The sequence below is a fragment of the Erythrobacter sp. NFXS35 genome (genome assembly GCF_040148725.1).
Taxonomy (GTDB): Bacteria; Pseudomonadota; Alphaproteobacteria; order Sphingomonadales; family Sphingomonadaceae; genus Erythrobacter.
The window spans coordinates 555,148-570,135 of record NZ_JAGDEB010000001.1; the positions used below are offsets into that span (position 1 = coordinate 555,148).

The 14,988-nt window shown below is 59.3% G+C and carries 13 protein-coding genes and 1 tRNA gene; 7 read left to right on the top strand and 7 right to left on the bottom strand.

What is annotated here, in order from left to right:
• Positions 1-15: 15 nt before the first annotated feature.
• The 5 genes from J3454_RS02725 to efp all read right to left on the bottom strand — a co-directional run bounded on the left by J3454_RS02725 (position 16) and on the right by efp (position 4,974).
• Positions 16-1,335, bottom strand: coding sequence for an amidohydrolase (locus J3454_RS02725; RefSeq protein WP_349512218.1), 1,320 nt, complete (start codon positions 1,333-1,335; stop codon positions 16-18).
• A 201-nt stretch (positions 1,336-1,536) separates the two neighbouring features.
• The gene (locus J3454_RS02730; protein WP_349512219.1) at positions 1,537-3,372 is read right to left on the bottom strand and encodes an SLC13 family permease; all 1,836 of its coding nucleotides are present in this window, start codon (positions 3,370-3,372) and stop codon (positions 1,537-1,539) included.
• A 68-nt stretch (positions 3,373-3,440) separates the two neighbouring features.
• Positions 3,441-3,525, bottom strand: a tRNA-Leu gene (locus tag J3454_RS02735).
• A gap of 57 nt (positions 3,526-3,582) precedes the next feature.
• Positions 3,583-4,401, bottom strand: a complete 819-nt coding sequence (locus J3454_RS02740) for an inositol monophosphatase family protein (RefSeq protein ID WP_349512220.1) — start codon at positions 4,399-4,401, stop codon at positions 3,583-3,585.
• Between the two features lie 9 nt (positions 4,402-4,410).
• Complete coding sequence (gene efp, locus J3454_RS02745; protein WP_349512221.1) at positions 4,411-4,974, bottom strand: elongation factor P; 564 nt, start codon at positions 4,972-4,974, stop codon at positions 4,411-4,413.
• 169 nt (positions 4,975-5,143) lie between these two features.
• Here efp and J3454_RS02750 point away from each other — a divergent pair, with 169 nt between their 5' ends.
• A complete protein-coding gene (locus J3454_RS02750) occupies positions 5,144-5,569 on the top strand; it encodes an elongation factor P (RefSeq protein ID WP_349512222.1) in 426 nt (141 codons plus the stop codon).
• A 77-nt stretch (positions 5,570-5,646) separates the two neighbouring features.
• On the opposite strand, the gene J3454_RS02755 is transcribed toward J3454_RS02750, so the two are convergent.
• Positions 5,647-6,426 (bottom strand): hypothetical protein, encoded by a 780-nt coding sequence (locus tag J3454_RS02755; RefSeq protein ID WP_349512223.1) that lies wholly within the window; start codon positions 6,424-6,426, stop codon positions 5,647-5,649.
• 694 nt (positions 6,427-7,120) lie between these two features.
• Here J3454_RS02755 and J3454_RS02760 point away from each other — a divergent pair.
• The 6 genes from J3454_RS02760 (at position 7,121) to J3454_RS02785 (ending at position 13,515) form a co-directional block, all read left to right on the top strand.
• The gene (locus J3454_RS02760) at positions 7,121-8,365 is read left to right on the top strand and encodes an HlyD family secretion protein (protein WP_349512224.1); all 1,245 of its coding nucleotides are present in this window, start codon (positions 7,121-7,123) and stop codon (positions 8,363-8,365) included.
• Positions 8,362-9,000, top strand: a complete 639-nt coding sequence (locus J3454_RS02765) for a cysteine peptidase family C39 domain-containing protein (RefSeq protein ID WP_349512225.1) — start codon at positions 8,362-8,364, stop codon at positions 8,998-9,000. The genes J3454_RS02760 and J3454_RS02765 overlap by 4 nt, the downstream gene beginning before the upstream one ends.
• Before the next feature lie 23 nt (positions 9,001-9,023).
• Positions 9,024-10,580, top strand: coding sequence for a peptidase domain-containing ABC transporter (locus J3454_RS02770; RefSeq protein WP_349512226.1), 1,557 nt, complete (start codon positions 9,024-9,026; stop codon positions 10,578-10,580).
• A gap of 88 nt (positions 10,581-10,668) precedes the next feature.
• Positions 10,669-11,190: a hypothetical protein gene (locus J3454_RS02775; RefSeq protein WP_349512227.1), complete on the top strand. Its 522-nt coding sequence runs from the start codon at positions 10,669-10,671 to the stop codon at positions 11,188-11,190.
• Positions 11,191-11,211: 21 nt separating this feature from the next.
• Positions 11,212-12,165, top strand: coding sequence for a retropepsin-like aspartic protease (locus tag J3454_RS02780; RefSeq protein WP_349512228.1), 954 nt, complete (start codon positions 11,212-11,214; stop codon positions 12,163-12,165).
• Positions 12,166-12,564: 399 nt separating this feature from the next.
• Positions 12,565-13,515 carry a retropepsin-like aspartic protease gene (locus J3454_RS02785; protein WP_349512229.1) on the top strand — a complete coding sequence of 317 codons (951 nt, stop codon included), beginning with the start codon at positions 12,565-12,567 and terminating at the stop codon, positions 13,513-13,515.
• Positions 13,516-14,342: 827 nt separating this feature from the next.
• Here J3454_RS02785 and thiE read toward each other — a convergent pair.
• Positions 14,343-14,975, bottom strand: a complete 633-nt coding sequence (gene thiE, locus J3454_RS02790; protein WP_349512230.1) for a thiamine phosphate synthase — start codon at positions 14,973-14,975, stop codon at positions 14,343-14,345.
• Between the last annotated feature and the right edge of the window lie 13 nt (positions 14,976-14,988).

The following is a 14,988-nucleotide window of genomic DNA, read 5'->3' on the forward strand; positions in this document are numbered from 1 at the left end:
CCGTATTTTGTGCGCTCAGCGTTTTGGCATGAGATCCAGCGTCGCGGCAGTCAGCGCCTCGGTCGCAGTGGCGATCACCACCGGGGCATCGGGCGCCCAGAACGGCGAATGCAGCGAGGGCAGATCGATCTCGCCCGCCTGCGCCTTTTCCCATTCGCTCTGCCGCACGCCCCCGACCCAGAAGATCAGCGATTCGACCGTCTCCGGGTCGGCGCGGTAGAACTGGCTGAAGTCCTCGCCCCCCATCACGCTCGGCGTTTCGAACACGCGGCCATCGAATCGCTGCTTCAGCCCGGTCATCACGGTTTCGGTGAATTCGGGCGTGTTGTAAGTCGCAGGCGTATAGGGATCGGAAACGGTTACCTTGGGCAGCTTGTCCTCGGGCATTCCGGCGGCCAGCGCCTCTCCCTTGGCGATGCGGGCGATCCCATCAAGCAGGTGCGCGCGTGTTTCATCGGCATAGCTGCGCACGGTGATCTGCAGCCGCGCTTCATCGGGGATGATGTTGTGCTTCGATCCGGCCTGAAAGCTGCCGACGGTGACCACGGCAGGCTCCTGCGGGTCGAGTTCGCGGCTCACCAGCGTCTGCAACCGGCCGACGATGCTGGCCGCGATCACGATCGGGTCCTTGGTGGTGTGCGGATAGGCTCCGTGCCCGCCCACCCCAGGCACGATCACATCGACTGAATCAACATTGGCAAGCGCGAAGCCTTTGGAATAGCCGATGAACCCGGCTGGCGCCTGCGCGGCATCATGGAAGGCGAGCACATAGTCCGGCTTCGGGAAGCGGGTATACAGCCCATCATCCAGCATTGCCTTCGCGCCCTCGCCGATTTCCTCGGCGGGTTGCAGGATCATCACCAGCGTACCGGACCACTGGTCCTTGCGCTCCGCCAGCAGCTGCGCGGTGCCGATCCATGCGGCCATATGCGTATCATGGCCGCAGGCATGCATGATCCCGGTTTCGATCCCGCTCGCCGGAACGCCGGTGCGTTTGGAGGCATAGGGCAAACCGGTCTGTTCGATCACCGGCAACCCGTCCATGTCGGCGCGCAGCATCACCGTGGGGCCTTTCCCGTTTGTCATTACCGCCACCACGCCAGTCTTGCCGACGCCTTCGGTCACTTCGAAACCCAGCGCCCGCGCGCGAGCGGCGAGCTTCTTCGCGGTCTCAACCTCCTGAAAGCTCAGTTCGGGATTGGCGTGCAAGTCCTGATACAGTGCCACAAGTCCGGGCATATCCGCCGCTACCGCATCGCGCAGTTCGTCGGCCTGCGCCGGCACTGCCATCAGCGCCAGCGCGCTTGCCCCTCCCAAGATCGCCGTGATTCGCATCGCTTTCCCCTTCGTTATCCGCTGACTTATGCGTCGTGTAGGAGACACATGAGACACTGTTCAGGACTCGAAAAACCGGGCCCGCTAAGCGCCCCGTTCTGCAATGCATCGCAGAGGTCGGCAAGGGCGGAGCGGATCAACATGGCGGCAGCCTGGCACATTCCCCTGCCGTTAGGAAAGTGCACCCACCGCACCGGCCCGTCACAGCCCGTACCACAGCACCAATATGACCGAGAGCACCGTCACCATCAGAGCGACCAGCGGCACGCCTGCGCGCATGTAATCGCCGAATTCGTATCCGCCCTCGGACATGATCAGCATGTTGGTCTGGTAAGCGATGGGCGTGGCGTAAGCCAGATTGCAGCCGAACAGCACCGCCAGCACCAGCGGCTCAGCCGGCAGACCAAGCTCGGTCGCGATGCTGAAGGCAATTGGGGTGCCGATGGTGGCGGCCGTGGCGTTCGACGCGAAATTGGTGAGGATCGTGACGAACATCATGATCGCCGCCAGCACCAGCGCGGGCGGCAGGTAAGCGAGCCCGAGCGAGAGCGCCTGCCCCAGAAATTCCGCCGCCCCGCTGGCGTCGATCACCCGTCCAATGGCGATGCTGGCCGCGATCAGGACGATCACCTTGGCCGAAAGCGCGCGGCCCACGCGGTCGAACTTCACGCAGCCTGTTACGAACATCAGGATCGAGCCCGCCAGCGCGGAAATCGCAATCGGCAATTTGATCGGCGCAAAGCCATTGGCATCGAACCACGGCAGGCCGACCGAGGCGGTGGCAATTGCACCTGCCATGATCGCACCTGCCAGCACGGCTTTCGACCGGCGCGGCAACTCGCGCGCGCCTTCGAGCCGCAGCAAGCCGTCATTATAGGCGAAGCTCTGCAGGTCTTCCTCGATCCCCATTACCAGCAGCACATCGCCTTCGAGGATTCTTAGATCGCCCGCTTCGGAATAGGTATCGCGCTCGCCCAGAACGCGGGCGGGCCGGTGAATGCCGAGCACAGCCACGCCGTAGAGATCGGCGATGCCCGAACTGGCGAGCGTGCGGGTGATGAGGCGCGAATCCCCCGTCACCGTCATCTCCACCGCGACGATATCCTCACCCTGATCCTTGGCGACGCGCCGGATGCGGTCGAGCACCCAAGTCGGGGCAAGCTCCCCTTTCAGCGCGCGCGCCGCTTCCTCGATCGCCTCGTGCGTGCCGGAGATATGCAGGCGTTGCTGCGGCTGCAGCGGGCCGCTGGGCTGATCGTGGAACGTGATCCCCTCAGGCAGCTTGTCCTGCACCGCGGCAAGCTCTGCCCCGGCAAGCAGGCTACTGCTTCCGACCCGCAACCGGGTGTGAAAAGTGCGGCGAATATTTTCGGGAATAACGCTGTTGTCACGCAGCAGGCGCGGCATCACCAGCCACAGATAAGGCAGCGCAACCACCGCCGCCATCAACACGATCGGGGTGAACTGAAACACCCCGATGGTTTCCATCCCGATATCCTCGGCAATGCTGACCACGAGGATGTTGGTCGAGGTGCCGATGGTCGTGCCCATGCCGCCGATAAGCACCGCGGCATTGACCGGCATCAGCGTCTTGGATGACGCGGCGACCCCCTTGCCCGCCAAGGCGACAAGGATCGGCAACAGCAACACCATAACCGGCGTATCATTGACGAACATCGACAGGCTGAAGGCCACCAGCAGGGCGAACAGCAACCCGATCTGGCTGTTGGTGCGGAACACGCCTTCCAGCAGGCGCGCGAACGGGTCCAGCGCCCCGGTAACCACCAGCCCGCGTCCCATGATCATCAGCGCGCAAATGGTGATCAGCGCCTGATGCCCGAACCCGCCGAACGCGAGGGCGAGCCCGTCAGTCGGCTTGGTCCCGGCGAGCGGTGCGAAATAGAGCCCCACGCCGATGACCGCGATGGTGATGAGCGAGATGATTTCGACCGGATAGCGACCCCGCGCAAAGGCGATGAACATCGCAACGGTCACCGCCATAGCCGCTATCGCGTGATAGGATGGGGGATCCAGCATGGTTATGCCCTCGTGGCTACCCAATAGCGCAGGGCAAAGACAAGCGGTTTATATGAAGGCGAGGTGGGTGGTGCCCCTGGCCAGACTCGAACTGGCACTTCTTTCGAAACTCGATTTTGAGTCGAGCGCGTCTACCAATTCCACCACAGGGGCACACCGGGCAGCGTCGGCACGGCTGTTAAACGTGCCTTCGCTGCAAATCAACTCGCCTTAACGCAGGCTCCCCGCCAGCAATTTATGCAGCCGGGAATGCAGCGCATCATTGGCCGCCAGCACCTGATCGGCATGGATCGGGGCGGAGCGGCCACGGAAATCGGATACGAACCCGCCCGCCTCGCGCACCAGCAGGCAGCCAGCAGCGGTGTCCCATTCGGACAAGCCGCTTTCCCAGAACCCGTCAAACCGGCCCTGCGCGACATAAGCCAGATCGAGTGATGCTGCGCCGAAACGGCGGATGCCCGCCACTTCGGGACCGATCGCACCGAAAATCCGGCTCCATTCCGAAAAGTCGCCGTGGCCGAAGAACGGGATTCCGGTGGCCACCAGCGCATCGCCAAGGCGCGAACGGGCCGAGACGCGCAGCCGCGCATCCTGCAGCCACGCGCCGCGCGATTTTTCGGCCCAGAAGGTCTGATCGGTGATCGGCTGATACACCACACCCGCGACCACATCGCCCCAGCCGCTGCCATCCGGCTTGGGCTCCTGCGCGGCGATCGAAATGGCGAAGTGCGGGATGCCGTGGAGAAAGTTGGTGGTGCCATCGAGCGGATCGATGATCCAGCGCGGCATGCCCGGATCGCCTTCGATGACGCCGGCTTCCTCCATCACAAAGCCCCAACCCGGCCGTGCGGCGAGCAGTTCGTCATAGATCGTGCGTTCGGCACGGATGTCGGCCTTGCTGACGAAATCGGCCGGGCCCTTGCGGCTGGCCTGCAAATGTTCGACTTCGCCGAAATCACGCCGCAAACGCCCGCCCGCCTTGCGCGCGGCGCGTTCCATCACGCGGATCAGGCCGGAAATAGCTGCCATTTTCTGTGCTCAGCTCGCCTTGCCAACATAGGCTTGTTCATAAACATCGACGATGATGCGCGTGCCGCTGCCGATATGCGGCGGCACCATGATGCGCACCCCGTTGTCGAGGATCGCGGGCTTGTAGCTGGACGAGGCCGTCTGACCCTTAACCACAGCGTCCGCCTCAACGATGGTGGCTTCGATCTGTGAAGGCAGTTCGACCGAAATCGGCTTTTCGTCCCACAATTCGAGGTTCACCTGCATACCGTCCTGCAAAAACGGGCGTGCATCGCCCAGCAGATCGCCGGGCAGCGTGATCTGTTCGAAGGTGTCGTTGTCCATGAACACCAGATCGTCGCCCTCGGCATACAGGAACTGGAATTCCTTGGTGTCGAGCCGCACACGCTCGATCGTGTCGGCGCTGCGGAAGCGCACGTTGGTCTTGCGACCATCCTGCAGGTTTTTCATCTCGACCTGCATATAGGCCCCGCCCTTGCCGGGCTGGGTGTGCTGGATCTTGGCAACTTTCCAGATGCCTTTTTCATATTCCAGAATATTGCCGGGGCGAATATCGACGCCGCTGATCTTCATGGGGCTATGGGCCTTTTGCTGAAGGAAATCGTGGGAGGGTGCGCCGCCGACCGGCAGGCATCCCGCAAATATAGCGCGCCGATAGCCGATAGCTGACGGCACGGCAAGCGTGGGCCGACAAGCGGGAAAGCCGTGGCATCGGCGGGATCGGACTGATAGAGGCTGCCCTATGCGAACTCGCTACATCTTCATGCTCACCCTGTGTGCCGCAGCCATTGCGACCTTCGGATCGGGACTGGCCGGCGCGCAGGACCGCAACGCGGCGCGCCCGCAAGGCAGCCCCGGCATAGCCCCCGGCGGCACCATGCTGCGCACCTTGCAGCGCGGCGAGTGGGAGTGCGCTCTACCTGGAGACGCCGGGGGCAAGGCCTACCAGGTGGTCGAGGCTGAGGGCTTCCGCATTGGCAACGCCTCCAGCTATCGCAACCCGCAAGGGCGCGGCATCTACCTGATGCGCGGGGACGAACTGGTCTTCACCCGCGGCCCCAAGACCGACGAGAAGTTTCGGCGGCTGGGCGACAACATGCTGCAAAAGCTGAACCCCGACGGCAGCACGTCACGGCTCATCTGCACACGGGTTAGCGGCAGCGGCTAGGCTGTCGGTTCAGCGCGGCATCCGGGGCCGGGCGCAATTACCCAGCCATCATGGCGATGGCTGTTCAGCCGCCCACCTCAACCACGAGCCAGCATCAGGCTCCATGTCGTGCACAGGTCTTCGGCAGACTTGTTGCGGAACCGTGGTGGCAGCTTTTGCGGCTCGATCGAGGCCAGCGCATCTTGCGCGACGTAAACCTGCGTGTCGAGCAGTCGGAAACCGGCGTCGTCGAGCAGATCGAGGTAATCCGAGTGCCGCAGGCGGTTGGTGTAATCCTGCGGATTGATGCACTGCATTTTCCACGTAACATCGGAGTAGCGCAGGAAATCGACGATCGAGAGTTCTTCGTCATAGGACCGCCGGTGGTCGCTGTTGTCGATCCCATTGCAGAACAAACCACCCTTCCCCAGCCTGTCACGGACCAGCGCAAAAATCTCCGCAAGGGCTGCAGGCGGGATGTGTTCTAGCACGGTGTGGCTGTAGGCGATGTCGATCTCGCCCTTCAGCGTATCGCCGTTGAGCGGAACGGCATAGCAAAGGCCGAGCGCGTCCAGCATCGCGTCCAGGCTTCCTTGTAGCGGAACCTCGAGCACCTCCGAAACCCTCGCCTCCGGCACGCCCAGTTCGCTTGCGAGCCGACCGGCGCGCTGCCGCAGAAAAGCGGCCGCTGCCTGAACCGAGCGCGGGTGAAGCAGCCGGTGCTGGTCCGATAAGATAACCTCGCGCGCCCCGGCGATCCGGTAGATCAGCGGAGCAACGGGTATCCAGCCACTCCCGATCTCGAGCACCCTTGCCCCGGCGATCCGCCCTCCAGCGGCTCTGATCATCGCGACCTGTTCGAATATCCCGTCAAGCACGAGTTCGTGATGCCGGCCGGGGACAGGCGGATTGATCGAGTGCTTCAGCTTTCGCAGCGGCGTTTGAAAGGGAATGCATGCCTTCACGGAATTGGCCGCGATGCGCCTTTGCCATTTGAGCATAGGATCTGGAGCCCCCGGGTGATTTCTGCGTCGGAGCGTTCACAATCAGGGCGATAATCGAAGCTCGCCAGAACCCACGTTCCCCAACCAGATTGGAATGTGCGGGGTTTGCGTTGCAAAACCTCCGAAACCAGATCGGCAATTCCGTGACGCCATGCATTAGGCTTCGGCGGTTGTCTGCAAGCGTTTCAGAGGGTGAGGGGAAAGCGGGCTGAGGCAATGTCTGCTTGTAGGGCTGCTGAGAAAAAACCTGCCATTCGGCTTGCGACCCCAATTCAGACATTAGCTGCCGCTCAAAAAGCGACCGCTGCTCTGCTAACGCCGAGGCACCAAAGCCATGAACTGCTTGCGGTAAGAGATACCGCGAAGGTCCTGTCAATCGCAGCCTGGACATCCGTTAGCGGTAAGTCGATCCGCGGGCACAACGTCAGCTTATCGCGCCTGAAGCACGTCTGAAAATCACAGCCGAAAGCCGGGAATTTCTGGGATTTCTGGAAAAGTGCAAATTTTTCATTTGCCTAATTGATGATCATTCGTGACCTTGCCTCCGGTTTGAAACGCGAGGTCGCACTTGACGTTATTCCGGACAGAAGCGCTTGAGCAGCAAAACGACCGTCTGCATGGCGAAGTCGTCCTTACTCAGCCGCTGTCCACCAAGCTGTTTGCGGGTTCACTTTTTGGCATCATCGCCATCGCGGCTGTCTGGGTGAGTGTAGGCACATACGCTCGGATTGAGACGGTGCCGGGAATGCTGGTGACCAGCGTTCCCAGTGCCAAGGTCGTGGCGCTTCAACCCGGGGTGGTGAGCGAACTGCCAGTTCAGGAAGGACAACTGGTCCGCAAAGGGGACCGGCTGCTGGTGATCAATTCAGACCGCGGGTCGACCGGCGGCGGTGATGTCGCTGGGAGGGGGCTTGGAGCGCTTGCCGCCAGGCAGCAGCTGACCGAGGCTCAGGTTGCAATGGCGGGTGGGCGCGCGACTGCCGAACGTGGGCGGCTCGCTACCATCATCACCTCGGCCGAGCAGCAGGCGATGAGCCTGCGCGATCAGATCGGCCTGCAGGAACAGGTGGTGGTCTCGAACCAGCAAATGTTCGATCAGGTCACAGCCGTGGTCGAACGTGGGTTCGTGAGCAAGGTTGAGATGGAGCGTCGCCGCCAGACCCTGCTGTCATCGCAGCAGAGCCTAGCCAACCTTCGCCAGCAGCTGACCGCGAGAACTTCTGACGCGCAGCAGGCACGTGCTCAACTCGCCAGCGTCGCCATTGAGGCCGAGCAGGGCGTCTCGCAGATCCGCGAGAGCTTGCAAGCGCTGAACGCTGAGCAAGCCCGGCTTGAGGGCGAGCAAAGCTACGCTATAAGTGCGCCCATTGACGGGCGCGTCACCGCCTTGGCCGCAGGCGTCGGCCGCTCTGTCAACGCATCCCGCCCCGTGATGGTAATCGTGCCTGAAGGCGCGGAGCTAGTTGCCGAGCTGTATGCCCCGACCCGCGCAGTTGGATTTGTGGAGGCGGGGAAGGAGACCCGGCTCCTTTATGACGCGTTCCCTTACCAGCGTTTCGGGAGCTTCGGCGGCAAGGTGGCCAATATCTCACGCACGGCTGTTGACCCGCGCGAGACGGACATCCCGTTCCCTTTCGACGAGCCGGTTTACCGGATCAAAGTCTCGCTTGATCAGCAGCGCATAGATGCGTTCGGAGGCCCCAGCCCGCTGCAGGCCGGAATGACGCTTCAGGCCAATATTGTGCTTGAGCGCCAGACATTTCTCGCCTGGCTGTTACAGCCGCTCAATGCCGTGCTGAACCGCACAGCATGAACAGCCCGCTCGACCTTGTGGAGTTTTCCGGGCGGCAACGGACCCCCTATATTCCGCAAGGCGAGGCAAGCGAATGCGCTCTTGCGTGTCTGGCGATGGTCGCCGGGTTCCACGGCTATAAGACCGATCTTATCACCTTGCGCCAGCGCTACGGGATGAGCCTAAAAGGAGCGAACCTCAAGCAGGTGATGCAGGTCGCCGAGGACATCGGGTTCAACGCGCGGCCGCTTCGAGGCGAGATCGAGGATCTGCCGCACCTTGGCATGCCCGCAATCCTGCACTGGAACCTGAACCACTTCGTGGTCCTGACCGCGATCACGGGTGGTATCCGCGGACGGCGCTACCACATCCACGATCCGGCGCGCGGTGCCGTGGTGCTGAGCGAGGCCGACGTCTCGCGCTCATGGACTGGCGTTGCGCTCGATCTGCTGCGCTCGGAAAGCTTCAAGCCGAAGATCGAGCAGCGCCAGCTCAACATCACCCAGCTCTGGTCGAAGATGACCGGCCTTTGGGGGACGATCCGGCAAGTCGTGCTGCTGAGCCTCGTGATGCAGCTGGTGGTGCTGGCAACGCCATTTTTCCTGCAAATTTCGATCGACACGGTTTCCCCGCGTTCGACAGCGATCTCCTGCTGATACTGGCGCTGGGGTTCGGCGGCTTGGCTGTGATCAACCTCTTAGCGAGCTGGCTGCGCTCGCTGATCCTGATGACCCTGTCGAACTCGCTGTCCTATCAGGTGATCGTCAACCTGTTCCGGCACCTGATGCGCCTGCCGCTCGATTACTTCGAGAAGCGTCACGTCGGCGACATCATTTCGCGGTTCGGTTCGACCCAGCCCATCAGCCAGCTGATCAGCCAAGGGATGATCGCGGCCTTCATCGATGGGCTGATGGCGGTGCTGACGTTGGCGCTGATGTTCGTCTATTCGCCGGTTCTTGGCGGGGTCGCTTGCGTGGCCCTCGGGCTTTACGTCACCCTGCGCCTTGCCTTCCTGCAAGCGATTAAGCTCCGCAACCTCGATGTTATCACCACGATGGCGAAGGAGAACTCCAACTTCATCGAGAGCGTGCGCGGGATCGCCGCGATCAAGGCGTTCGGACAAGAAGGCAACCGCCAGCGGTTGTGGCAGAAGAACAAGGCCGATGCGGTCAATGCGCAGGTCAAGCTCGGACGGTTAACCGCCGGTTTCGACGCGCTTGGCCAGTTTGTGATCGGCGCCGAGCGGGTAATGTTTGTCTACATTGCGATAACCCTTGCTTTCGACAGCGTCCTGACGGTCGGCATGATCTTCGCGTTCCAGGCCTACAAGCAGCAGTTCTTGGATGCCGGGATGCGGCTGACCGAGCAGGCGATTAACTACCAGATCGTCAAGGTGCACCTCACCCGCATTGCTGACATTGCGCTTTCTCCAACCGAGGAAGGCGAGACCGAGAAGAGCACCGAGGAGCCGGACTTTTCCAGGCCACTAGTGCTCGACCGTGTGTTCTATCGTTACGGCACCAACGAACCGATGGTGCTCAACGACGTGAGCCTGAACATCGAGCCGGGCGAGTTCATTGCGATCACCGGGCCTTCGGGCGGTGGCAAGACCACGCTGATGAAAATCCTAATGGGCCTGTTCGAACCTACCAGCGGGGCTATCCGCTTGGGCGGAAGGCCGATCTTCTCCTATCGCAAGCGCACATACCGCCGATGCATCGGATCGGTTGCGCAGGGCGATATCCTCTATGCGGGCTCACTCGCCGAGAACATTGCGTTCTTCGACCCCGAGATCGATATGATGCGCGTGCGCGAGGTTGCGCGGCAAGCGCAGATCGATGCCGAGATCGAGAAGATGCCAATGGGCTATGAGACCCTTGTAGGCGACATGGGCTCGGTGCTCTCAGGCGGGCAATTGCAACGCGTGCTGCTAGCGAGGGCACTCTATCCAGACCCCAAGGTGCTGATCCTCGATGAAGGCACCGCCAATCTCGATGCCGAAAACGAGGCGAAGATTCTTGAGGTGCTCAAAGCGCTCAGCATCACCCGCATTGCAGTCGCGCATCGGCCTGCGACGCTGGAAGCGGCTGGACGGATAATTACGGTCAGAAAGGGCAGGCTTGTGACCCACGAAATGATGGATCGAGCGAACGCACTACGCGAGAAGGCGTTGGTCTACGCTGCTGAAAGCAAACGCCCAGACAGCACTGCCAAGCGAATTCAAGCTCATGAGTGATTGAGCTCGAGAGTGTCAGGTTCCGAACGCTCCACCGGGACTCGGTAAAGTGAACCAAAAGAGGAGCGCATTTCTGAGGAGAACTGTAATGTTGCATCGTAGGATTGCTGAAACAAAAGGTTTCCGCTCGCTGAGTGCTTCAGAGCTTGAAACTGTTGCTGGTGGGATTGGGGAGATAATTGTCACGGGACGGCGTCCTGGCGATCCTGACTTCGGCGGCGGCGGAAGCGGCTTTGGCGGCGGCGGGAATGAAACCGGGAACAGCCCCGATCCGGCCCTCGACCCTAACGGTGGCGGTGGTAGCTTTGAGTTGCCAACCGATATCTCAATTAATCCAAACGAGGGAACTGTTGATCTTTCCGTGGAGGTTGAAGAAGGGTTAATCCTTACCGGGACCATCGATCTCGATGGATTTACTTTAGAAAAATTGTCACTATCTTTTTTAAATGGTGGCAACGAGTTGAATTTTGACTTGAACATAAACAGTCTGCAATTTGGCGTCGATACATTATTCGATCTCGGTGGCGGCGTTACACTTCGAGCCATGCTTCAGCTTGATAATGATGGGACATTCAGTAACGGAAGCGTCATTTTCACGGTGGTGTTTTAAATGGATCAGATGAGGGTCGCTATGAAATTTATCTTTGTGCCCTTCGTCAATGGCCTGATCGCCTGCGCAGTTTTTGCTGCGCAGGCGATTATGCCTGCGAGCGAAGCGTCGGCGGCGGAGCAAAGGCAAGCCGACCCGGTCCGGCGAGAGGGAGTCAATCTTAAACTCGAATTTCTCCAACGGACTGGGAGCATCTCTTCGGCAATCTACGACGACAGCATGGGAGTGATCACATTCCGGGCGTTGATCAATGGTCAGGTAGTGTGGGCAGTGATCGATACGGGGGCGGAGGCAACTTTCGTTGACGTCAAGTTCTCCAAGGAAATAGGCCTCGACGTTGAAGCACTTTCGGGGAGCATTCGGGGTTTGGCCGGTGAAATGACCCGAAGCAAAATCACCGGCATTGAACTTGAAATCCCGGGCCAGTTTGTAGTTCGCGAGGCCGTATTCAATGGAACCGATTTAAGTGGGCTGTCGAGGGCGCTGAACAAAAAAACTGCGATCATTATTGGAAGGGATATTCTTAACGTAATATCCTTTTACGTAGACGCTAGCGCAAAAAGAGTAGTTTTTCTGCCATCAAAGTCGATGAAATTTCAAGATACACAGATTGTCCGTCTCCCGATGATCGACGGGCTTCTTACCGGGACAATCAACGGGGTTGCTGCTTCTATGGCGATTGATCTCGGAGCTTCTGGCGTTCTGAACATCCGGAGAGGCGTATGGGACCGCTATATACCTAGCGGCACCACGATTGATGAAGTTACCAGCACTGACCTGGGCGGCGAGACTTATACCTCTGTTTTTACGCAAGGTGTGACTCTCGGTATTGGTTCAATAAGCTCTCTACCGGCGGCAAAACAGGTCCCCGATCTAGATGCGAATTTTGATGCCTACATCGGGTATGGATTTTTCCAAGGCCGTCGAACTTTGTTTGATTATGCGGCCGAAGAGATCTTGATACTCAAAGATTAGGCCGGGTCTTCTCTTTCCTCATCGCGGAGCCGTCGAGTCAGCTGCAGTTCCGGATCCCACAATAGCGACCAACCGATCGTCTGCTGTGCACGTGCAGGTTGCCAAACCCTGAAGAGGGCACTGCCACCGTCTCCGTTGATATCGTAGAAGACGTGGTGAGTGTAGAAGGCGTAATTGACCTAGATGGTTTCAATTTGGAGACTGTGTCTTTATCATTCAATAATAATGGTAGCGAAGTGACATTCGAACTTGACGTCGCAAGTCTCGAGTTTGGAGTCGAATCACAATTCTCATTAGGTAACGGCGTCACTCTTTTTGCCAACCTCCAATTAGATGAAGACGGGACTTTCGATAATGCCAACATAGTGTTTAGACTTACATTTTGATTAGGGCGTATAGATGGCTATGATGAGTAGTATTTTCAAAGGTCTCGTTAGCACTCTCGTCGCCTGTGCAGTATTAGCTGCACAGGCGACATCGATGCCTAGTGAAGCGATTGCACAGCAATCGCAACGAAGCGAGAGACGACTAGCGAACTTCAAGCTTCAATTTTTGCAAGAACAGGGGAGCATCAAGTCCGCGATTTTCGACGACACCAACGCCATAGTAATGTTTCGCGCCATCTTGAACGAACGGGAGGTTTGGGCTGTTCTGGATACTGGCTCCGAAGCGACCTTAATTGACATCCAATTTGCCGAAGCGGCGGGGCTAAAGGTTGTCAGTAAAGGCGGAGGGATCGAAACTGGAAAAAACACTTTGGCCCGCAGTGTAGTGCACGGCGTTAGACTGAAGGTTCCTGGTCAGTTTGAGATTCCTGCTGACTTCAATGGCGTTGATCTAACTGGCCTCGCCAAAGCCTTGAGCAAAGATGTAAAAGTTGTGCTTGGTCGAGATATTTTAAACGCCCTTTCTTTCTATCTGGACACCAAACTGAAACGAATTGTTTTCGTCCCATCGCGCTCTATGAAAGTTAAAGATGAGCAGGTTTTTCGTATTCCGATGACCGATGGTCTCTTGAATGGTAGGATTAACGGTGCCGAGGCAACTCTAGCGATCGATCTTGGTGCCACGGGTGCTCTGCAGATACAGCGCGGCGCATGGGATCGCTACATCGGCAGTAATGCGTCGCTTGGCGAAGTTACCAGCAAAGATCTAACAGGAAAAACCTATAAATCGATCTTTACTCAAGGCGTTTCCATTGATGTTGGCCCCATAAATTCACGATTTGCTGCCAAACAAATCCCTGATTTAAATAAGAGATTTGACGCCTATCTCGGCTATCGATTTTTTCAGGGCCGTCGTATTTTGTTTGACTACGCAGCCGATGAGATTCTGATCTTAAAGGAATAGTCAGCGTGGTCTCGCTTTGCCTCTGCGACGTTCGACGCGGCCAGAGCCTGTGTCTCCTAATCATTGGTAGTCCTCCAACCTGACATTCGCGTTTCCACCCAGTTGAAGTCATTCCCGGCAGCACGCCGCGTTCCTAAAACCGGACGGGCAGCTTCAGCGGGTTTTTTGCTAAGAGCTGCCTTTCAGAAACCGACCCCGTTGCTGCCGTTCATTTTTCAATGCGATAGTGTGGGGATGAGGAAATGGCTCAGTCTCGTTGGGGCGCTCTGCGTGATTGGGTGCAGCGATAACGATGGCGCAGCAGGTATTGTCGCGACAGTTCAGCACTGCGGCGGCGAGGCCCTTGCGCCTGAACTATGGACTAGGGTCAGCCAGTATTCGGTGGGCATACCCTCCAATGATGTCTACGTTCTGCAGATATGCCACCCTGAGCGGGGCTGTTCCGCAGTAGCCTCCTATAAAGATGGCTTCGCGCCAGTCGCTGAACTGCAGAAGGACAGGCTGATCTTTCAGATTCCCGGCGCCAGAGCTCTCAAACCACTTAAAGCCGCTACCTGGATAGGCGAACGTGAGATACCCATCACGGTGATTGCGCCCAAAGCGCCCCAAGATGATGTGGCCAGAAAATCGCTGCAAGGATGCCGGACTGATTGGGAGTTGAGGCCCTATTCTGAGCCAGCGCCTCGCGCTTGATACCATCGAACTGGGCTCGGAAAGCCGCCATTCGCTTTTCCACCCATTTCCGGCCATCCACGCCTCGAAGCGCAGCGCCCGAAAGCGGACGTCTGAAGGCCGATCAGTAGTTCAGGACCATTCGCGCGCCGCAATCAGGCGGGTTTGAAAGCCTCGGCGAAGGCCTCGATCGCGGCCACTTCGTCGCCGTTCCACACCGCGCCCGATACCGCGATGAAATCGGCGCCCGCGGCAATCAGCGGGGCGCAATTTTCCGGTGTGATGCCGCCGATGGCGACGCAGGGGATTTCGAAAATCTGGCTCCACCATTGCAGCGTTTCAAGCTCGGGCACTTCGGCGTCCGGCCCCTTATCCTTGGTGGTGGAAGGGTAGAACGCGCCGAAGGCAACGTAATCCGCCCCCGCCTCGCCTGCTTCCATCGCCATGTGGCGGCTGGCGTGGCAGGTGACGCCGATCTGCGCCTCGCGCCCCAATTCCTCGCGCGCATCACGCGGCGAGCCATCGTCCTGCCCCAGATGCACCCCGTCGGCCTTCAGTCGCTTGGCCAGCGCCACCGAATCGTTGACGATGAACGCCACATCATGCGCGGCGCAGATCGCCTGCAGCGGCGCGGCCAGTTCGGCGGCTTCGTGGCTGTCGATGCCCTTCACCCGGAACTGGAAGGCGGTGACGAGACCCTTCCCCGCCGTCAGCGCGCGTTCGAGCCGCTGAGGGAAGTCGCCGCCGACTTCGAGCGGCGAGATGAGATAAAGCTGCGTATCGGTCATGCCGCGCTCGCTA